The organism is Aquimarina sp. TRL1, from assembly GCF_013365535.1.
In the GTDB taxonomy this organism is placed as follows: domain Bacteria; phylum Bacteroidota; class Bacteroidia; order Flavobacteriales; family Flavobacteriaceae; genus Aquimarina; species Aquimarina hainanensis.
This window is the reverse complement of record NZ_CP053590.1, coordinates 1,055,398-1,074,241: the sequence shown is the minus strand read 5'-3', so window position 1 is coordinate 1,074,241 and position 18,844 is coordinate 1,055,398. Positions and strand designations below refer to the sequence as shown.

32 protein-coding genes are annotated in these 18,844 nt (G+C 34.6%); 24 read left to right on the top strand and 8 right to left on the bottom strand.

The annotated features are described in order from the left end of the window. Nucleotides 1-31: 31 nt before the first annotated feature. From HN014_RS04280 to HN014_RS04265, 4 genes are all read right to left on the bottom strand, one after another. On the bottom strand, nucleotides 32-718 hold the full coding sequence (locus HN014_RS04280; protein ID WP_176027654.1) for a hypothetical protein: 687 nt from the start codon (nucleotides 716-718) through the stop codon (nucleotides 32-34). Nucleotides 719-890: 172 nt separating this feature from the next. Next, nucleotides 891-1,121 (bottom strand): hypothetical protein, encoded by a 231-nt coding sequence (locus tag HN014_RS04275; RefSeq protein ID WP_176027653.1) that lies wholly within the window; start codon nucleotides 1,119-1,121, stop codon nucleotides 891-893. Further along, a complete protein-coding gene (locus HN014_RS04270; protein WP_176027652.1) occupies nucleotides 1,118-1,318 on the bottom strand; it encodes a hypothetical protein in 201 nt (66 codons plus the stop codon). Before HN014_RS04270 ends, HN014_RS04275 begins: the two co-directional genes overlap by 4 nt. Nucleotides 1,319-1,427: 109 nt before the next feature. Continuing rightward, entirely contained in the window at nucleotides 1,428-1,880 is a 453-nt protein-coding gene (locus HN014_RS04265; protein ID WP_176027651.1) for a hypothetical protein, read from the bottom strand. 470 nt (nucleotides 1,881-2,350) lie between these two features. Between HN014_RS04265 and HN014_RS04260 the strand changes: the two genes are divergently transcribed. Further along, nucleotides 2,351-2,785: a helix-turn-helix transcriptional regulator gene (locus tag HN014_RS04260; protein ID WP_176027650.1), complete on the top strand. Its 435-nt coding sequence runs from the start codon at nucleotides 2,351-2,353 to the stop codon at nucleotides 2,783-2,785. Nucleotides 2,786-2,790: 5 nt separating this feature from the next. Here HN014_RS04260 and HN014_RS04255 read toward each other — a convergent pair whose 3' ends face one another. From HN014_RS04255 to HN014_RS04245, 3 genes are read right to left on the bottom strand one after another with little or no spacing between them, the layout of a single operon-like run. Further along, a complete protein-coding gene (locus HN014_RS04255) occupies nucleotides 2,791-2,988 on the bottom strand; it encodes a hypothetical protein (RefSeq protein ID WP_176027649.1) in 198 nt (65 codons plus the stop codon). Between the two features lie 15 nt (nucleotides 2,989-3,003). Next, nucleotides 3,004-3,846 (bottom strand): hypothetical protein, encoded by an 843-nt coding sequence (locus HN014_RS04250; protein ID WP_176027648.1) that lies wholly within the window; start codon nucleotides 3,844-3,846, stop codon nucleotides 3,004-3,006. Further along, nucleotides 3,815-4,042 carry a hypothetical protein gene (locus HN014_RS04245; RefSeq protein WP_176027647.1) on the bottom strand — a complete coding sequence of 76 codons (228 nt, stop codon included), beginning with the start codon at nucleotides 4,040-4,042 and terminating at the stop codon, nucleotides 3,815-3,817. Before HN014_RS04245 ends, HN014_RS04250 begins: the two co-directional genes overlap by 32 nt. Nucleotides 4,043-4,532: 490 nt before the next feature. Here HN014_RS04245 and tssD point away from each other — a divergent pair, with 490 nt between their 5' ends. Genes tssD through HN014_RS04230 form a run of 3 tightly spaced genes read left to right on the top strand, consistent with a single transcriptional unit; the run spans nucleotide 4,533 to nucleotide 6,771 of the window. After that, nucleotides 4,533-5,252 carry a type VI secretion system tube protein TssD gene (gene tssD / locus HN014_RS04240; protein ID WP_176027646.1) on the top strand — a complete coding sequence of 240 codons (720 nt, stop codon included), beginning with the start codon at nucleotides 4,533-4,535 and terminating at the stop codon, nucleotides 5,250-5,252. Between the two features lie 2 nt (nucleotides 5,253-5,254). Next, nucleotides 5,255-6,193 carry a hypothetical protein gene (locus HN014_RS04235; protein ID WP_176027645.1) on the top strand — a complete coding sequence of 313 codons (939 nt, stop codon included), beginning with the start codon at nucleotides 5,255-5,257 and terminating at the stop codon, nucleotides 6,191-6,193. Further along, nucleotides 6,193-6,771, top strand: coding sequence for a hypothetical protein (locus tag HN014_RS04230; RefSeq protein ID WP_176027644.1), 579 nt, complete (start codon nucleotides 6,193-6,195; stop codon nucleotides 6,769-6,771). The genes HN014_RS04235 and HN014_RS04230 overlap by 1 nt, the downstream gene beginning before the upstream one ends. A gap of 25 nt (nucleotides 6,772-6,796) precedes the next feature. On the opposite strand, the gene HN014_RS04225 is transcribed toward HN014_RS04230, so the two are convergent. Then, nucleotides 6,797-7,177: a hypothetical protein gene (locus HN014_RS04225; protein ID WP_176027643.1), complete on the bottom strand. Its 381-nt coding sequence runs from the start codon at nucleotides 7,175-7,177 to the stop codon at nucleotides 6,797-6,799. A 318-nt stretch (nucleotides 7,178-7,495) separates the two neighbouring features. On the opposite strand from HN014_RS04225, the gene HN014_RS04220 reads away from it, so the two are divergent. The 20 genes from HN014_RS04220 to HN014_RS04125 all read left to right on the top strand — a co-directional run bounded on the left by HN014_RS04220 (nucleotide 7,496) and on the right by HN014_RS04125 (nucleotide 18,844). Next, nucleotides 7,496-7,666, top strand: a complete 171-nt coding sequence (locus HN014_RS04220) for a hypothetical protein (RefSeq protein WP_176027642.1) — start codon at nucleotides 7,496-7,498, stop codon at nucleotides 7,664-7,666. Nucleotides 7,667-7,776: 110 nt separating this feature from the next. Then, a complete protein-coding gene (locus HN014_RS04215) occupies nucleotides 7,777-8,688 on the top strand; it encodes a hypothetical protein (RefSeq protein ID WP_176027641.1) in 912 nt (303 codons plus the stop codon). A 114-nt stretch (nucleotides 8,689-8,802) separates the two neighbouring features. Further along, the gene (locus HN014_RS04210; RefSeq protein ID WP_176027640.1) at nucleotides 8,803-9,444 is read left to right on the top strand and encodes a hypothetical protein; all 642 of its coding nucleotides are present in this window, start codon (nucleotides 8,803-8,805) and stop codon (nucleotides 9,442-9,444) included. Nucleotides 9,445-9,466: 22 nt separating this feature from the next. Then, a complete protein-coding gene (locus HN014_RS04205; protein WP_176027639.1) occupies nucleotides 9,467-10,231 on the top strand; it encodes a hypothetical protein in 765 nt (254 codons plus the stop codon). A 336-nt stretch (nucleotides 10,232-10,567) separates the two neighbouring features. Then, nucleotides 10,568-11,056 (top strand): hypothetical protein, encoded by a 489-nt coding sequence (locus tag HN014_RS04200; RefSeq protein WP_217704363.1) that lies wholly within the window; start codon nucleotides 10,568-10,570, stop codon nucleotides 11,054-11,056. Continuing rightward, complete coding sequence (locus tag HN014_RS04195; protein ID WP_176027637.1) at nucleotides 11,040-11,267, top strand: hypothetical protein; 228 nt, start codon at nucleotides 11,040-11,042, stop codon at nucleotides 11,265-11,267. The genes HN014_RS04200 and HN014_RS04195 overlap by 17 nt, the downstream gene beginning before the upstream one ends. A gap of 24 nt (nucleotides 11,268-11,291) precedes the next feature. Continuing rightward, nucleotides 11,292-11,774 carry a hypothetical protein gene (locus tag HN014_RS04190; RefSeq protein ID WP_176027636.1) on the top strand — a complete coding sequence of 161 codons (483 nt, stop codon included), beginning with the start codon at nucleotides 11,292-11,294 and terminating at the stop codon, nucleotides 11,772-11,774. Between the two features lie 4 nt (nucleotides 11,775-11,778). Further along, nucleotides 11,779-12,534, top strand: coding sequence for a hypothetical protein (locus HN014_RS04185; protein WP_176027635.1), 756 nt, complete (start codon nucleotides 11,779-11,781; stop codon nucleotides 12,532-12,534). After that, a complete protein-coding gene (locus HN014_RS04180) occupies nucleotides 12,531-14,252 on the top strand; it encodes a YncE family protein (protein WP_176027634.1) in 1,722 nt (573 codons plus the stop codon). Before HN014_RS04185 ends, HN014_RS04180 begins: the two co-directional genes overlap by 4 nt. Nucleotides 14,253-14,266: 14 nt before the next feature. Then, the gene (locus tag HN014_RS04175; protein ID WP_176027633.1) at nucleotides 14,267-14,746 is read left to right on the top strand and encodes a TIGR02594 family protein; all 480 of its coding nucleotides are present in this window, start codon (nucleotides 14,267-14,269) and stop codon (nucleotides 14,744-14,746) included. A 181-nt stretch (nucleotides 14,747-14,927) separates the two neighbouring features. After that, nucleotides 14,928-15,116 carry a hypothetical protein gene (locus tag HN014_RS04170; RefSeq protein ID WP_176027632.1) on the top strand — a complete coding sequence of 63 codons (189 nt, stop codon included), beginning with the start codon at nucleotides 14,928-14,930 and terminating at the stop codon, nucleotides 15,114-15,116. 10 nt (nucleotides 15,117-15,126) lie between these two features. Then, nucleotides 15,127-15,585: a hypothetical protein gene (locus tag HN014_RS04165; protein WP_176027631.1), complete on the top strand. Its 459-nt coding sequence runs from the start codon at nucleotides 15,127-15,129 to the stop codon at nucleotides 15,583-15,585. Then, the gene (locus HN014_RS04160) at nucleotides 15,582-16,076 is read left to right on the top strand and encodes a hypothetical protein (protein ID WP_176027630.1); all 495 of its coding nucleotides are present in this window, start codon (nucleotides 15,582-15,584) and stop codon (nucleotides 16,074-16,076) included. Before HN014_RS04165 ends, HN014_RS04160 begins: the two co-directional genes overlap by 4 nt. Nucleotides 16,077-16,086: 10 nt before the next feature. Continuing rightward, on the top strand, nucleotides 16,087-16,617 hold the full coding sequence (locus HN014_RS04155) for a hypothetical protein (RefSeq protein ID WP_176027629.1): 531 nt from the start codon (nucleotides 16,087-16,089) through the stop codon (nucleotides 16,615-16,617). Between the two features lie 38 nt (nucleotides 16,618-16,655). Then, entirely contained in the window at nucleotides 16,656-17,141 is a 486-nt protein-coding gene (locus tag HN014_RS04150) for a peptidoglycan-binding protein (protein ID WP_176027628.1), read from the top strand. Continuing rightward, on the top strand, nucleotides 17,138-17,566 hold the full coding sequence (locus HN014_RS04145; protein ID WP_176027627.1) for a hypothetical protein: 429 nt from the start codon (nucleotides 17,138-17,140) through the stop codon (nucleotides 17,564-17,566). The genes HN014_RS04150 and HN014_RS04145 overlap by 4 nt, the downstream gene beginning before the upstream one ends. Nucleotides 17,567-17,571: 5 nt before the next feature. After that, nucleotides 17,572-17,814: a hypothetical protein gene (locus HN014_RS04140; protein WP_176027626.1), complete on the top strand. Its 243-nt coding sequence runs from the start codon at nucleotides 17,572-17,574 to the stop codon at nucleotides 17,812-17,814. Between the two features lie 4 nt (nucleotides 17,815-17,818). Beyond that, on the top strand, nucleotides 17,819-18,163 hold the full coding sequence (locus HN014_RS04135; protein WP_176027625.1) for a hypothetical protein: 345 nt from the start codon (nucleotides 17,819-17,821) through the stop codon (nucleotides 18,161-18,163). Further along, nucleotides 18,160-18,513, top strand: coding sequence for a hypothetical protein (locus tag HN014_RS04130; RefSeq protein ID WP_176027624.1), 354 nt, complete (start codon nucleotides 18,160-18,162; stop codon nucleotides 18,511-18,513). Before HN014_RS04135 ends, HN014_RS04130 begins: the two co-directional genes overlap by 4 nt. Beyond that, the gene (locus HN014_RS04125) at nucleotides 18,425-18,844 is read left to right on the top strand and encodes a hypothetical protein (RefSeq protein ID WP_176027623.1); all 420 of its coding nucleotides are present in this window, start codon (nucleotides 18,425-18,427) and stop codon (nucleotides 18,842-18,844) included. Before HN014_RS04130 ends, HN014_RS04125 begins: the two co-directional genes overlap by 89 nt.

The window sequence follows — 18,844 nt, the reverse complement described above, 5'->3', positions numbered from 1 at the left end:
AGGGAGGAAGATTGGGATCTGCCTGTTTTGCTTACATAATAAGATGATTTTTTAGAGTTATTTGTGTGATTGAACTAAATATGTTAATAAGCTTATATTCAGGGGCAAATATAAATGTTAAAATCCCTCTATCAATCGGGGAATTTCCCCTTTTTGCAGTAGTTGCAGTAAATAGTTTGTGAAGCCTTAATCCATAAAGGGTTTTATTTGAAGGAAGTAGGTTGTTTTCTTTTAATAGCTGCTGTAATCTGCTAAATGAAATAGAGGTGTTGTTTAATCTTACTTGTAAAATAGAATCTTTAATATGATCATAACTAACTACTAGTTTTGCTAATCCACCTTTATTATCAGGCAAAAGTAAATGGTTTGTTTCTATCCCTTTTTTTGATAAATGTACCTGCGTAAGACAGGGAGGTTCACTTTTATAGGTGAGTTGAACCCCTGAGAGCGAATACAATGTATGTACTTTGGTTGCTTTTAGTAGAGGAGTATTCAAATCAAAAAGCCCTTTATGACTTCTTTGGCTATGTAGAAGGGGATATTCTTTAGAGATGGTTTTACTATCTGGGTAGAACCATTTTATATAAATAAGCCCGGAAGCAATGATTATAAGGGAGATTCCATTTAAAAAGAATCTCCATTTGATGCTTTTCCTTTTAGATATCAGAAGACAAGCAATATTTAGCATCGCGATACATAAAATAATAGAGGCTGTCATATTTTTTATTTTACTGTTATTACTTTAGAGAGTAGCTTACCAGAAAATAGCCGAAGCAACTATGGCAATAGCATACAGGAAAGTGCACCTATCAATAGATTAATATGTAATACTATTACCTAAAGTATACTTCGGCACTGGTAACCATCCGCTCTAAAACGATATATATGAATTAATTTTTTTCAACATTGGTCAGAAAAAGGCGGATAGCTCTACGGATGATACCAGCAGCTATATCACTACTTTTTCCCTGACTATACAATCTATCGATCCATATGTAGATATGAGTCTGATAGGGTTCTCCATGTACTATAGAAACCATAAAGCTATCTAGTTCTAAGGCTAGTTGAGCAATGACTTCTGTTAGAAAAATGGTTTTATCAATATGTAAATCATCTATCATTGGCTCATTCTTTTAATGACCTTATGTAGTAGTTGAATTTGAGTATCATCAAGACGTTTTCCAACATTAAAACATTGATAGATAGCTTCTTTTTCTATGTTTAATTCCTCTGCCAGTGCAGGGACTTTTATTAAATGTCTGTTTTTTATAAGCCAGCTCTCTACACGATCTCTGGTGATTGGTTTTTTGTGTTTCATGATGAGTTATTTCTTTGTTAATAGCAACTGATGACGATAGTGGATCAACTAAGAAATAAGCATAAGTAGTGGTAGATAAGGGACAGGGGGAGCTTCACACAAACTCAACTTAAAAAAACCAACTAATTTTACTGCGTTTCTTTTTAGGACTTTTACAAAGGAATTTTTCTAATAGCCTGTCTATTGCAAAAGGCTGGTTGCTATTGTATACTGTTTCCATTTTTTTGATGACTTGTTTTTTTGTTTGATTAGACAATCGGTTATAAGTAGGGTGTGTATGCAAGTTTAGCAGGAGTTCCGGTAGGCTTTGGGATGATTTTGGGGTATTGTTCTTTTTTATAGGATATTTTGGCAAAGCAAAGCATCTGGCTCTATAGATAATTTTTAAGGCTTGTTCTTTAGAAATACCTTTATTGTATAGTTTGTTTGTCCATCTATAGATTAAGACTTCATAGGTATCTCCATAGGATAGATTATGCATAAAAGACGTAATGTCCATATGTAATGAATTGACAATAAAAATCAGATACTTGTTTTGCGTTGTTGTGCTGTTATTTTTCATAATGGGGAGTTTTTTGTTGTTTAGGAATTGTTTTTTTTAATTCGTTGAAACTTAGGGTTAGTTTGCTAACTGATCTATATATTTTGTTTATCCTTTTATTACTAAGGCGTCTGTCATACTTATAAAACTTTTGCATTGTTCCTTTAGGAAATTTTAACCATCTGTCTAAACCGTGAGTGTTGAATATATCTTGATTTTCTTTGAGCCAATATTCTACAATTTGTCTCCTATCTTCTTTCATGATCAAATAATAGCCTTGTTTTACAATTCGTTATTTAGTTCAATAAGTAATTTGTCGATCTATATATTTTTTGTATTCTTTCAAATGAAAGAATTATATTGTTTTCCTTTCATTACTAGTATAATCACGTTAATTCTATCTATTTTTTTTAAATTTACGCTTAGTCACAAACAAATTTACATATTTTATATGAATAAAGCATAAAAAATATGATAAATTCATACAATAAATGAATTACATTTCAGAAAACATAAGCTACTTGCTGCGTAAAACAGGGTTAGGGAAAGATGCTTTTGGTCAAACAGTTGGTCTAAAAAGAGGAAATATAGGCTCTTACATAGATCGTAAGGCTTACCCGAAAATAGAAACATTGCAAAAAATATCTGAAACGTATAAAGTGTCTATAGATGATTTAATAAATACAGATTTAGCTAATAATAACCTTAAACCTAGGGGAATTGTTAGTAAAAATGCAATAAATGATTATTCAGTTTCTGAAATTATTGAAAATATATACATTAGAGATGATGAGTTTTCAAGTAGCCCCTTATTGTGGATGTATATAAAAATGAAAATTCTTGATGGTAAGATTGAAGATGAAGAATTGATAATTGAAAGGTTAGAATCAATCATAGAAAAGAATATAAGCAAATATTCAAAATGACATATTTATTCCTCTTCTTCGGATGATAAATTTTTGCTTAAGGATTCTTTTTTGGAATTTAACTTCTTTAATTTATTCTGTTTCTTTGAAATTTCTTCTTCAAATAAAGTCATAAGAGATTTGCTTAATTCATCTGCATCTGATTCATAAATTAAACCTTGTTCAAAAATTTTCTTATATAGCTTGTCTTTCTTAATATTCATTTTAAATAAGCTACATTAATTTTTTACCTCTTTTACTTCATCTATAATTCGTTTCATTGTTTCATTTAGTTCTTTATCATATTCAACGAGCTTACTTGAAATGTCATTTTTTAATTTAGGATTTGCATGGGAAGCAGTAATTGCTATATCAAGAGTGGTCCTGCGGCTTTTGGTAATAAAGTGGATAAGCTCTTTTACTTTATGAGCTAGTATTATAAAGTTAGATTTTTTGTTATAATAATATTTAATTATTAGTATGGAGCTGATTGTACTTAAAACAGATAATGTTCCGATTAATAAATGATATAACGTAACTGGTAAATCTCTAGGTAAAAGAAACCATATGGTCATATAGAAAGATATAAGAAACGATATGGTGTATAGTATTCGGACTGAGTGATATAAGTAAATATTAGATTTTAATTTATCTCTAGAGTATAAAAAGAAAAATAGGATAATAGTCGAGAAAAATATGTATGGTAATCTAATGCCAAAACCAATGAGAAAAATCCGCATATTTTTAAATCCAAAAATTCTATTATCATTGATTAAGTTTTTTAATTGATAGTTTAACAAGGCTGTTTGCGTTTCACGATCTACTTGGAATGATTCAGCTTGCTCTATATACTCTAAGGGGGTAATTATACCTTTTAATTGTTTTTCTTTTAGATCACAAAGTTCAGCATCTTTAATTTTATTGAATTTGTTTATTTTATCTTCAAAATTAACTTGGTATTCAGGTTTTTTAGGAAACACTATATGTAATAAAGGTGCAGTGAAAATGATTACTGCACCTATGACCATTAAAATTGCGATTAATATTTTCTTAGTCTCTGTTATCTGGGTCTGGTTCTTCATCTTTATCTGATGCTGCAAAATTTTTTCTATTATCAGGATCTGGTTCCTCATCTTTTTCAGAGGCTAAAAATTCAAGTTTTTCATAATCCTCCACAGAGTCACCTGAACAACCTGTAAGGAACAGTGTTAAATTTAATAAAAGAATAGATAAAAAAAAGTTTTTAAAATAATTGGAAACATTCTTATTAGTTTTCATAAGTACAAAAAAAATTAAAAAGTTAAATAAGTATTTGATTTACAGTCAAAAATAAGTTTATATAATAAGAAAAAAGCTCTTTTTTTTCAATTATTTTTACCGTTTATTAATGTCTTTTTTTCCTAAAAATGGGGGTTAAACCCCTCTTTTTTTACTAGAAAAAAGCTTAAAAACGACAGTTATCCTATTTACGGGTGATTGTTTTTTGGTTAAAACACTGAAAAACAGTGTAATAGAACCGTATTTTATATGTGGTTTATCCGTATTTTTGTGATTTTAAATTAGGTAAGTTATTGCAAATTGGTAAAAATGTAATATCAGAGAATATCATTTAACATGGATGAAGAAGAAAGGGGGTTGTTTTTAACTAGTAAAAATCTTTCTATAGCTCTGTTTTTTAGTTGTTTATCAGTTAAAAGTCTGAGGTTTGCCCACAATGTTTTTGTTTGTATACTTAGTAACTTTACTATTCACACAAAACCTCTAACTTATGACTATACAGGGCAAACTTCTCCTGGAGGGAGAAGCGTATACGATCATTAACTACGCTACAGAAATAACCCAGCAATGCGACTATAACGGTAGACCCTTTTCTAAACCAAACTGGAAAATACACGATATAGTACTACGAACTAATAAACGCAATGATCATTTTTTTGAATGGGCAGTTACTCCATTAATGACGAAACATTGTGAAATTATATTTTCTTCTGCGGACGGAATAAGCCGAAGCAGTACTTATAAATTATTCGATGTGCATTGTTTATTTTATAATTTGGAATTCGATGCCAATAACACCTCTTCTATTTTATATCGCTTAAAGTTATCAGCTGCCACTACTTTCTTTAATGGAGAGCTTATGCTGACAAAACCTTGGGCTAAAACAGACCCGCATGTAACTACTACGAAAAAAATTACAGAAGAGGAAGAGGCAACCTTAATAGACTACTATCTGACAGATGAAACAAACAAACGCTTAACGAGTGCAGAGATAGGCGATACGGTGTATTTAACTGTTCAAACTAAGAATCTTATAGGCGAACTAATTTCTATTGATTTACACAATCCTAATGTTGATTTCAAGTATGAGGGGAAATTAGTGCAAAATGATGTTCTAAAAAACATTCAGGTGCAAGCAGCAATACAGAGGATAGCTTTGGAAGTATTGCCAGAGGGTAGTGATATAGAAACGCAACAAATGGTATTTTGAAAATGGGTAGAAATGAATTTAAATTAAATATCGCAGGTTTTTCCAGATCGCTGGAACTGAAAATAAAAGAGGAAGAATGTAAGATTCCTTCTCTATTACTCGTTAGTAGAGCTTGTATAGAGAACTGTATATGGACAAGTGAAGATACAGAAATAACTAAAACAGTAGATAAAAAAAAGGATGGATTTATACACCCCTGGGTTATCAAATCGTTGAAGTTGTTTTTAAAGACACCCGAAGGACAAGAAGTGTTTGGGTTGTTCTTAAATGAAGGAGACTCCATCGTTTTAGATAATGAAAAGGTGTTTACGGCAACTTGCCGTGGAGATTTTTATGACATTCACGCCTTGCATTTTATAGAAATGAGTGATATGAAAGGAGGTGCTTTAGCGAGTACCATAACCCAATTTCATCAACGTTGCCCCAGAAAAATAAAGGCGTATAAGTGGCATGCTGAAAGATCTGTGCGAACATTTTGGATTGTAAGTAATAAAGAGAGAATAAAGAACAGCCCTAAGGATTTCTATCTAAAAGTAATTATTAAAGTTTATATAAGAAACTATATAGAAGCTGCAAAGGAAGAGAAATGGGATGAAGAGCGAGTAATTGCACAGATGTGTCATTCTATGGGACATGAGTTTTTTATTCATGCATGGAAAAAAGCGATACCAGCTATGAAAGCTTGGTGCAATAATGATCTTGATTCATGTTTTGATATATTCCAAAGAGATACGGGATATAAAGGTAAACATGACCATGCAGCATATGCACAAGATATAGGTGATGAGGGGCTTCGCAAAATGAAATCTTTCCAGGAGAGTTTACGAGGTCTCATTGGAGATAAATTGTATAGAAGTGTAGTTACGGATCATGATAAAAAATATAAGGCATTGAAAAATGTAGTAATACCTAAAGGAAGTCAAATAAATACTGAGTACTGATGAAATGGTATTGTATATTTATATGTCTTATCTGTGTTTCTTGTCATCAATATGATAAGGATAAAGATGTGCAGCAAATTTTAGGATTTATTGAAGAGGATTTTTATAAAAAACATGCAGAGGAGAGACTCCTTAATAATAAGCTGATGATTCCGCCAGATTCTCTGTGGTGGGAAAAGAATAATGGAATAAGCAGGGATGGAGGAGATCCGGTTGAAGAATTAACCTATTTAGACGAAAAGGACTTGGATTACTTGATAAAACAAAGAGCTGCTGTAGAAAACAATGAACCGATACGATATTACCCATATAAAAACAAGATTACCAGAGAAGCTTTGATTGATTTAGCTCCGTATAAAAAAGCGTATGAGGAGTTTTCCAGAGAATGGTGGCGGGCAATAAAAAATGATCGAAAAAAAGAATGGGTTGTTTGTTATTCTTATCCTGTTTTTAATAAAAAGCATACGATTGGGTTTGTTATATCATATGTAATTTCACAGGAAGGTTTTCACGGAGAAAATGATCGAAGAATGATGATTTTTCTTAAAGAAGAGGGGAAGTGGAAAAATGTGTGGTAAGAATATTTAAACCCATTTATCCGGATTATTTTTGATATGCGCTGCTTTTTCTTTTAAGAATATATCCGAAAATAATTACACCTAGAATACTTAAAATATAAAACGAAGATTCAAAATAATGCAATGATTTCTTTAAGTTTAGTGTCAACTGTCTTAGATTCATTTCATAATGCTTAGGATTGATACGAAAACGGTGGGAAGAGTAATTGAAAGCGTTATATTTTTGTGTCAACCTCCAGATAATAGAGTAAACTTCATCATTTTTCATATAAGGTTTAGCTACCTTGATCAAGTAATATATACCCATATCCAATTTAGTCTTTCCTTTATCATTTTCTACTACTAATGCTCCATTTTTTAAAGCATCATTGAAATAATAATTATACACATTTTTGGAGAGAACCAAATGCTTTTAAAGTAATTTACGTATCACACATTAGAATATTTCCTATGAAAACACAAAAAAGGATAGGGGCAATGTTCAAGAACTAAAGTCAAGTATATTCTTGTTTTCATAAACAAGCAGATTACTAGTTGATAGTCCGAAGCGAAAAAAAAGTTTTGCTACACTCTGTCATTTGGTAACTACTATTGTCATTGAATTTCTCATTTTTTTGAAACCCTGTAGTAAAAAATGTGCAATGAATTTCCAAGATAGCTTCTCAATTTAGCACTCAAAGGTTTAGAAACCATAGCCAAATAGTCACATAAAATAGAAATGAAAATGGCAAACGAAAAAGATTTGGATTACAAAGCTATAGGAGCAGTAATCCTTGTATCAGCAATAGCTTTTACCGCCGTAGGGGCTTTTCAGGTTGCTCCTTGGTTAGAGAAAAGAAAAGCTAAAAAACTAGCAGCAGCTAAAAAATTACAAGTCGCAAACAAGAAAAGATAACCCTTTAGAGAGGGGCATCATCGATGCCATTTGTTATCAAAAGTTAGAGAGGATTTGAGATTAAGAAATGTCAAACATTACGCTTTTTAGCGTGGTAAAAATCAAACAAAATGAGTTACAATGATGAACTAATGAGATATCAGGACGATGCAGAAGATCGTTATGATGATTATGATGGTGATATGGAAATGCACGATGGGTATAATGATTACGACGATGAAGATGATTATGATTTCGATTCAGGCTTTGAAGGCAATGAGGATGGATATGATGATTATGACGAGGAATATGAAGATGAGTATGTAGATGATTATGGTGAGGATGGTTACGACGATTACACCCGTACCTCCATTGGTAGAATCGATCCGAATGATCGTACCCTAACTGTAGTTGTAAAAAACACCTCTGATGTTGCAGCCGAAGCGGTTGTGTTTGGAGGTAACGAAGAAGCAGCGCAGCCAGCAGGAGTTACCGTTACCGTAGAAGAAAGTAGCCATAAAGAAGTTCGAGAAGAATCTAAGGCAAACCCTTTCAAAATTTCGGGGATGAAGTATTCAGTATCAAACCCATTGCAGTTTGATAACGTATTGAAGCTTACTAAAAGAACCGCAGCAGGATCGAACACCATTCGAGTATATCAGCCGCGTAATGCTACAAGTCCACAGAACTTTACGCAGCAATTGATTGATGACGACAATTTCGAGTTGAATGTAACTGGGCAAGATTCTTTGCGTGTTACCATCAATCCAGAAACTACGGCAGTATTCACCTTCACCATCAAGGCGAGAGCGAATATGGGTAACCTGTTGAAAGGAAATAATGTTGCGGAGTTGTCGAGAGTTCCAAGAACAACTGGGCTACCACAGATTGATTTAATCCGTAGAAGAAAAAGATCAACTGCTTTTGGAATCCGTCCCCGTAGACGTAGACGAATTCGTAGAAGACCTGTAGGTAGATGGACTAGACCAAGACGAGTAAGTCGATATCCAATATCAAGCTTACGTAGACGTAGGCCCCGATAGTTAATGATAAGCAAGTAGGCTTTTAGGTCTACAACTTACCAAAGTGATACGGCCAAAGCAATAGGAATATTCCAAGGCTTTGGCTGATCTTTTTTTAATCACAAACAAATGCTTATGAAGATATCAAAAGGAGATAGAACTAAGGTTTTAGCGCAAAATAGCATTGACTATATCGTGTTAAGTAACCCAGGCCCCATACGTAAGATCATTTTTGATTGTGGATATGAAGTGCCAAAGGATTTGCGCACACTTGTTCAAGCAACCAAAGAACTGATACAAAAGAAAGGTAAGACGATAATTTCTGAAATACTACGGCATCACCCAGATAAGAAAGCTATTCTATCACTTGAAAAAAAGGAAAAGAAGAAGCCTTGTAACTCTTGTAACAATGATAATTATAATAATGACGATAATTTTTGCGGAGCGTGCGGACATTCCAACTATAACGGATCAGGTGATGAAGATAGCTTCTTAGATCAATTTTCAGATGCAAGCGACAAGGAAGTTAAAAACTATTATGATCGCATTGTAAAAAGATCTAACGCGAATCCAGAGGATCAGAAATTAGCGTCAGAAGTACAGATGGTGTGGAATGAAATTCGCCAGAGAAAGCTTACAGAAAAAGACAAAGAAATTTCACCTACTGTTTTAGTACCTCAAAAAGTGTCGGAGTTTGGAAAAGATGAACTAGTGCTATTAAGTGTGGTTTTTATTGCAGGATATCTGGTAGGAGCTACACGTATGAGTAAATCGTAACAAATTAAAACAGTAAAGAGAGATGAAACAGAGTTTTCAAAAAAAATATAACGATTCGATTAATCTAATCAGTCATTTAATTTTGACCAAACCCAAGGCTGTCATTGGTTTGTTGGCAAAACACGGGATCATCTTTAAAGGAACCCCAAATAAAAAGCAACTCATCAATGAAGTGGTGGAGTTACTAAAATCAAACACATCAACGTTTGAGGATGATTTGGGCCAATTATTGACGATCCATATCCAATACAAGGGTAAAGAAATGCTTGCTTTAGAACGTAGTGATTTTAGTTCCTATGATGATGGGGATGAGGATGAAGATGAATTTTGGGGAGCGCTGGCAAAAGGAGCAATAGGAATCGTAGGAGGTCTTTTTAAACGAAGAAAAAATAAAGGAGGAAGCCGAGGAGGAGGAAATGCTGCTGCTGCACGAATTAGAGCCGCAGCACGAAGTAGAGCTGCTGCACAAGCAGCGCAAGCCAAAAGGGATATGCAAAGGCAAATGGAAAGAATGCGCCGAGAAGCAGCCGAGCGAAGACGAAGAGAAGCAGAAGAAAGAAGACGTAGAGAAGCAGCCGAGCGAAGACGAAGAGAAGTAGAAGAAAGAAGGCGTAGAGAAGCAGCTACTAGAAGACAGGCAGAAGCAAAGAAAAAACAAAATACAATGCTTATTGCTGGTGGAGGGATTGCCCTTTTAGCTATAGTAGGGGTTTTTATGGCTAAATCTAATTCAAAACCTACTTATCCATATATGCCAGCTCCAGCTCAACCGATATCAGGTAGATAATCCAGTAATGAAAAAGCAAATGATATGATAGATTATCCAATAGATATAGATGAATTTGAGACTTCGGAATACGACCCATTTTTACATCATGTAGTACGACATAAACTACGAAAAAAGAAAAAACGTAGAGGGTTGCGTAGATTAATGGGTAACTATCCTAAAAATAGAATACTACGTTCTGTTGGGATTGGAAGAAGAAGGCGAAGAACCCGTCCTGTAAGACGTGCTATAGGTCGGCCCGTAAGACATGCTATAAGAACACTTGATAAACGATATCGCGGCCCTTTCAGAAACAGAATGGTGTCAAGATCAGGAGCAATTAAAAAGCGATTTCGGATGCCGCTTGCCAAATTTGGGAATCCGATTCATAGAGACTTGAAGGGAAACAAAGGAATCTCAAAAACAGGTATGAGAAAACCTGGCAGAAGAGGAAGACCTATAATGTCGGGAGATCCTTCAAAACGCAATAACCATCCCGTGTTTGTTATCAATAAAAGGCAGAAACCCAAAGTATCCAAGGATATAGTCATCCCATACAAAAGGCGATATGGAAGTGGTAAAGGTAGGGCAAGACCAATGCCTAAAAGGATTTCAAAAGAGACAATACTACCAATGGAAGAAGAATTACCAGTTACAGAGCGAGATATGATAACCAAAGGTGTAGAAGTAATGGAGAAAAAAAAGAAGGAGGAGAAACCACAAGTTGAAAAGAACAAGCGGAAAATGAGAAATATTATTGGAGTTGCTGTTTTAGGACTTGCTATAGCAGGATTTGTAATGTATAAAATGAAAACTAAAATAGAAGTAAATGGACGTAATAGCTGAAACTATTGAACAAGCATTCACGGATGCAGGAGAAATCCCTTTGGGGTTTCTGTTTGCTTCTGTAAAAAATATTGGGGATTCTGAAGTAATGGTAAACAATTTACCATTAGCTCCGGGAGATGCAAAATCATATCCTTTTGTAGGGAAACCGCATGATGCAAAGTCATTTGATCCCATGGATTCGACACTTTATGTCATGTATATCACATAACCGAAAACTTAAAAACATAGAATAATGATAGCAGGAGAAACAGAAATGATGTTAGCGGATCACGTAGGTGAGGAAGCATATGATGAGTTCTTATTTTTTGGAAACAAGGAAAAAAGAGCTAAAAGGCGTGCAGCTAGAAAAGCAAGACGCGCCAAAAGAAGATCTAATCCCAGGCGAATTTCCAGAAGGGCAAAAAGAAGGAATTTTTTTTCGCAGTTAGGACAAGCGTACAGGGATTTAGGTGGAGGAGCAGCTATAGGTGGCGCAATTGATACCATTGTAAGTAAACCTAGCCCCATTCAAATTTCAGAAATGTCTAAGGAAGAGAATCAGGGACTTCCATCAGATTTTAAAGTAGGACTAGGTAGTGAAGCAAGTAGAGGAACTCCTAAGAAAGACAATTCTATGGTAGTGTATGCATTAGTAGGAGGGGTTGTTGCAGTAGGAATAGGAGTACTAGTATATCAATCTCAGAAGAATAAAAACGTAAGCATTAATCAAGGGTAAAACGATGATCATTCCAATACCTTCTAATAGAAAGCGGTTTACTATTGTTATTACTATAAAAGTTAAAAAGGCAATGGATGTAGGATTTAAAGTATATGATCCTTTATCACCAAATACGCACTATTTCCGTAGAAAAGCCTATTTGGAAAGAGGACAAAAAAGAAGCATAAAAATTCCTTTGCCTGTTTCTCCCGAAGAATTGGAACTAGAGGTGTATGATAAAAATAAGTGCGATGATGGTAGTCTTGAACTCCTTGATTTTAAGGTTACGATGATGAATGAACCTCGGATTTGGTCTACTCCAGAACATCAACGTTTTATGGAGTTTGCCATCCAATTTGCTCAAAAAGCTGGATATGTTCCTGCGGGGTTTTATGACAGCCCTAAAGGCGAGTTTTTATTTCAGTATTTACCAAGTATTGTTGATGCCTTTGGTAAAGAACTAATTACTCCCGCAAGGATACATCGCAAAATGCCAAGGGTTCAGATATCACAAAGATTATTCAAAACCTATACGATACCTGTAAGGGTGGCAATACTTTCTCACGAAGGTTGTCATTGGTTTTTGAATACCCGTAGGGAGACGACAGCAGATTTATGTGGGATTCGACATTATTTGGACTATGGTTTTCCCAAAATAGAAGCGGTATATGCGGCTACTAAGATTTTTAGCAGACATCCCGAATTAGTCGGGAAAACACAAGTAGACCGTACCAAAGAGATTGTCCAATTTATAGACAAATACACACTAGCGCAATGAAAAAAAATACCGAAATAGCATTAATGACAGCAGGGATTACCCTTGTAGCGCTTTGGTGGGTAATATTTGATGATGATAGGAATCAAACTGTAATCTCAAAATCAGATAATGCTAAGAAGAAAAACTATCAAGCATCCTCTGAGGAAAAAGAGGATGCTATGATTGCCGAACTGATCCACTCAGAAGGGTACGATTCTTTTGTGCAAAAAAATCGCCCTTATATCAGAAGACTACCCAAGAGAACTTTTAAAGGCTTACAGAGAAGTGTTACGAAATTGGATAATGAATCTTTTTATAAAAACCTTCAAAATAAGTATGAAACCACCCAGCTAACCATTACAAATACATCAGATGTGGAACGGGAAGTTCGATTATGGGCAGGCAATAAAAAACCACCACTGAGTTCCACATTACCAGGGGAGGTATCGGATCACTTATTTCGGACTATAACTATAAGTAGTAGTCAAGGTACAGGTATATACCCACAAGGAATTATTGTCAACCCTTTTAATGGGTTTACCTATATCGCAAATCAGTTATCCCATAATATTAGCGTACTGAATAGAGAAGGAATTATTGTTTCCCTTATACCTATAACTGCTAATGCTAGCAGCCCCTTTGGGGTTTCGCCCGTAGACCTGACCGTCGATAGCCAACCTAGTTCCCCAAACTTTGGAAGGGTCTACGTGGCGAATATTATAGGTGATAGAGTAACGGTAATTAATACAGAATTAAAAGTTATAAATACGATACAAGTAGGGAAACGACCTATTGGTATAGTCTTTAATCCTTTTAATTCTAAGGTGTATGTGGCAAATATTGCAGATGATACGGTTAGTGTAATTGATACCGATACAGGAAATGTTATAGAAACTATTAGTGTTGGAAAAGCACCAAGGAATATTACTGTAGTCCCTGATACAGGAAATGTCTACGTGGTCAATTCAAATGACAATAGTATATCGGTAATCGATACTAACAATGTAGTAACGAATACGATTGAAAATGTAGGTAATACTTTGACCACAGGCGCATATAATCCCAAAAATAATACGCTGTATGTAGTTTCGGCTGTAGACAATGCTATTGTTGCGATAGATATAGATACCAATACAGTAAAAGATTCAATTCCTGTAGGCGCTGACCCATATCGTATTATTTACAACCCAACCAATGAATTGCTCTATGTGGGAAACAGGGGGGATAATTCTTATTCTATTATAGATAGTGATGATGCAGTTGTTGATACTTTGTTTTTAGGGATTGTAGGGACAGGGATAGCCATTGACCATAATAGAGATATGATCTATAGTAGTGATAGTACCAATGGAGCTATAAATCTTATTAGCTATAGTCGAGAGAGTAATAAAGTTCTTATTAATGATGGGTATTATAGAAAACGAGAAGATTTCACTTTTAACCCTGCTATAGTCAAGCACGTAAAGTTTGTTTTATCAGGAATACAAAGGTTTAGGGTATTAAAACTGGAAGAAGATACTGTTACAGGAAGTACCAAAGTAACCCCCATCTCTTTTTCCAGTTATAACAGCCCTCAGAATTTTGGAAATGTAGCAGAAGTATTTGAAATGAACGGAGCTATCATAGATGGAAAAAATGGATGGGTGTTTAAAATAGCAGGAAAACAAACCATCACTATACTAACCTATTACAAACAATTTGAAACAGAAAAAATTTTAGAAGAAGCAATACATCATTAAAAAGCGTAAAAAACATGACCAATAGTGTATTAGATATAGCAATAGGGGAATACGGTGTAACCGAAATCAAAGGAGCAGCTCACAATCCACGTATTCTTCAGTATTTCAAAGAGATCGGGCATAAATGGGTTACAACAGATGAAACAGCTTGGTGCAGCGCGTTTGCCAATTGGGTAGCTTTTAAAGCAGGCTATTATTATAGTGGTAAACTCAACGCTAGATCTTGGTTAAAGGTAGGTACTAAAGTAAAGATTCCACAGCAAGGTGATGTGGTTGTGTTCTGGAGGGAAAGGCGAAGTAGTTGGAAAGGTCATGTTGGTTTTTTTATCGACTATAGTGAAGATAAGAGGTACATCTATGTGCTAGGCGGAAACCAAAACAATCAGGTTTGTATTAAACCATACCCTACATATAGATTATTAGGGTTTAGATCTATCAAAAAAAACATTCAAACCAATACTAGATACTGCAATAGAAGTATAGAAAAGCAATGAACAATTAAATAAAGACAAAAGGTTAGAAGCTATTGTTCTTGAAAACCCCGACAATTTAAGCATTGAGACTAGATGAAGCTTCTGCTATGAAAGGCAAAGAAAACCCAGCGTTTCCATTTGGTTGGAGGAAATAGGAGTGCCAGAAATCAACATCTTTAATAAAAATCAAAAAGGAATAGCAATGAAGAACACCCTTTTAGTATTAGGAGTGGGCTTTTTGATTGGTAGACATATTTACAAGAATTATGATCAGAAACAAGCCCAAAGGAAAGAAACCCAAATAAAGCGAAGGCTTATAGAAACATTAGAAGATTTAAGGTTGTCCAAACGAGAAGTAAAATCGCAATCTAATTACATTTTAAGAAGATAAATAAAATAGTATGCCTATTGAAATCAACATAAAAAACAAATCATTTATAGTGCCAGAATCCGGTGATCCTTGTGAACTATGGGTAGGTTATTATAACAGTCTCAAGGCTGACTTGGGAACGGATAACGCGAGGACAATATGGCTAGTAACCTGGAAAACTAACGGATCGTCTAGTTGTACCACTAATGGATATTTTAACAAGTGGCTAAAGAAGAACAAAATTGATGTGTCAAGTGCAGCAACAAGAGCGATTGCAGATGCATCCGAAATAGGGAGCAACTTTATGGGGTTAGGGAAGAATCTTTCAAAAGTAGTTTCAATAGCAGTACCCGTTACTTTGACATTGTTACTAGCTGTTATTGGTTTAATACTTTGGAATACGTCAAAGAAAGCAGATGCAACAGATCTTGCTGCCCTGACTCCAATGGGGAGATCAGTTGGAGCTGGGCTTAAATTTTTGAATAAATGAAAAAGGTAGTTGGATTACAGGCTGCAGCAACAGCAGTAGGGTTGATTTTGATCGGTACGACCTATATCACTTTACGCAATAGAAAACGAGATGGTATAGCTAAAAGTTTGTTAGCAAAACTCAATACCAAACTAAACCCAATAACAAAAGGGCTTTCTAATGAAGCAGCATTGGATGTAAACTATGCAGATAAAGTATTAAATGCTATTGCTGCTAATATAGTTGTTCTGAAAGAATCTACCGCAATACGATATGCCAATGAAATCCATAAGGCATTTAGACCTTGGTACATAGGAGGCGATTTAGAGGAGAAGGTATATGCGGTATTTAGAAACCTAAAGGATAAGGTTCAGGTATCTCAGGTAGCAAAAGCATATCAAGGAGAATACAAGTTAAATCTTAGGGATCAATTAAAAGATCGCTTCGATAAAGATGAAATCAAAACAGTATTAAGGATTATTGAGAGATTACCTAAATACAGAAAATTATAAAATCAAAGCAATGAAAATGACAAAAACAATGTGGAGGGTTGTTGGGGGTGCGGGAATAGCTGGGTTAGTAGTTGGGATATACTTTTTTGTGAAGAAACGAAAAAGCAAGAAGGAAGTTTCATTTTCCACATTAGGAAACCTAGAAAGTACAGGAAAGCCAGTTGTAGTAACAGGTGGTGGTAGAGCCACACCCGTAGTAGAACCCAATTGGAACGCTCCATTTAATATGAATTATATCAATGATGTAAAAAAATGGCTACGTGGTAAGCGTATTAAAGAATTGCCCTTATCCGCTGCAAGAAAATATGCACTTGAATTAAAGAATGCTAAAGGTTTATTTGATGACGATGAGAAAGCCGTAGAACGTGTATTTAGAAGCCTACAGGATAAGACACAAGTAGCCAGTTTATCCAAAGCATTTTACTTCAATAATCATAAGAAAGATATGTACCAGTATTTAAAAGGTTTTTTAAGTGACAGAGAGATGAAAAAACTTGTTAAAGATCCAGTTAGGAGATTGCCTAATTATAGGTTAGCCTAAAAAGTATGTCGCATATTTTTTCAATAAAGAACAATACTATGGAGATAAAGAATAAAAAACCAATAGTCAAAAAAACAAGCAAGGATGATAAAACACTTTGGATCATTATCGGAGTTACCGCCCTTGGGTTAGGAGGGATTGGATTTTGGTACTATAAGAAGCGCAAAAGCAAATTAGAAATGTTATCTATAGAGGAGGATCTTGATCGAGAAATAGCAAGTACTATAGCAAACAATACAATAGGAAGATCAACTACAACAGGAAGACCTACAAGATTTAGATGCAAGAGTAGTAAATACCCTCTTCAATATGGTACTTGCTTTAAGGACGTAAAAATATTGCAATCTTATTTAAGTAAAATTTATAAAGCGGATTTGGGACGTTCTGGAAGGAGTAGAGATGGAGTTGACGGAATATTTGGGAATAAAACAAACAGAGCAGCCAAGAAACATTTGCAAAGAACATCTTTTAGCAAACAAGATATCGATGGAATGAGAACGGCTATTAAAACGATAAAGAGATGATACGTACAAATGATTTGATTATTGTAGGGGTTGGTATAGGGGTAAGTCTTTTAGCTGTATACCTCATAAAAGGTCAAAAGAAGAAACCTGAAATGGTAGAACCTGTATTACAGAAAAGGCAAGATATCCAAGAAATTAAGGAATCAGAACCTATTGTAAAAGTAACAACAGAAGAAGCTAGTTATGCGACTTCGAGTCGAGAAGAAAAGCCTTGGTTATTGTCAAGAGGAAGTAAAGGAAAAGAAGTTGAACGATTACAGATTTGGTTGCTTAGACATCACGGTTGGAAAGGAACGATTACCAAAGTATTTGATCAGCAAACAGAGCGTCTGGTACAAAAGGTTTTTAAAGCTGATAGTATTGATAGGGCTACGTATGAGAAACATCAAATGGGCATCCCTATTCACGAACTTATAAAAGCATAATGGATATGGAACGCAAAAAAAGAAACCTAAATAACCTACTGGATGCATTAGTAGACAAGGACGGATTGAAAACAGAAGTAACGATTACGCTTACCAATCAGACCTTATTGAAAATCATTTTAGGAATGCTGTTAGCTGGTGGAGCCATTGTTGTCGTAGTTAATACGGTTAAAAACCTTTTTCCAAATACACAACTCACCGCAATAGAACAAGAAGTGATAAAAATTAAACAAACCCTTAAATCTTAAAATTATGGAAATCGTTTTGGAACAGTTTACAATTTTTTTGAATTCCCTTGATTGGGCATATATCTTCTCATTTATGCTTATTACGTATTTATTGAATTACTATAAAGTGCCAGAGTTTATAGGTAGAGGATTAGGAATTAAATTAAGAAGTAGATACCAGGTATTAATCATAGGATTTATATATGCCGTGATTGTATTTTTTATAAGAGGTTATGAGCTGGCAAAAGTGTTATGTCTTTTCATCTCTTTCCTTTTTGCAACAGCATTCTACAAGTTTATACTTCAGCTTATTGTCGAAAGGTTCATTCCGGATAAGAAAGTAGAAACATCTAAAGATGATCTTTTATGAAGCAGTACAAATGGATACTACTCTTTATAGCGATTATGGGTGTAGTAATTACGCTCCTTAGGATCATTCCTGAAGAGGATTCAGTAATTGATCAGATACAAAGGATAGAGATTGAAGAATTGAAGCGAGAAAATACTTCGCTTCAAGAAATAAACGATTTACTCGATAGTAAAATAGAGATACTGGAAACGATTACAGATAGTCTAACGGCTTTGATTGATACAGATAGGCTAGTAATAGAAAAGTTAAAGCGAAAGAAGTATGAACAGATTAGTGTTATTGATGATTTTACTGATGACGAGCTTTATCAGTATTTCACAGGATTTGACACCCAAGATAAGGGAAATTGATGAGTTTTCACACTATTGTTTTACTATTGAGCAATCCCGGGAGATAGCCAAGCTTTTGGAGCTAGGAAAGTATAATGATTCTCTGGTAAATAGTTTGTCCCTGAACATTAAAAGGTTTGAGTTAGTAACTCGAAAAAAGGATAGTATTATCTCCTTTCAATCAGATCAACTAGATAATTATTCAATTCAAGTGACCAATAATGATAGAACCATTATGCTATTGGAGGAAAGTATTAAGCGAAAAGAAAAAAAGATCAAAAGAAGTAAGCTGCATAAAATCCTATTAGGGATTAGTTTGGTGGCACTTGGAACATTAGTAATTAGTAAATAG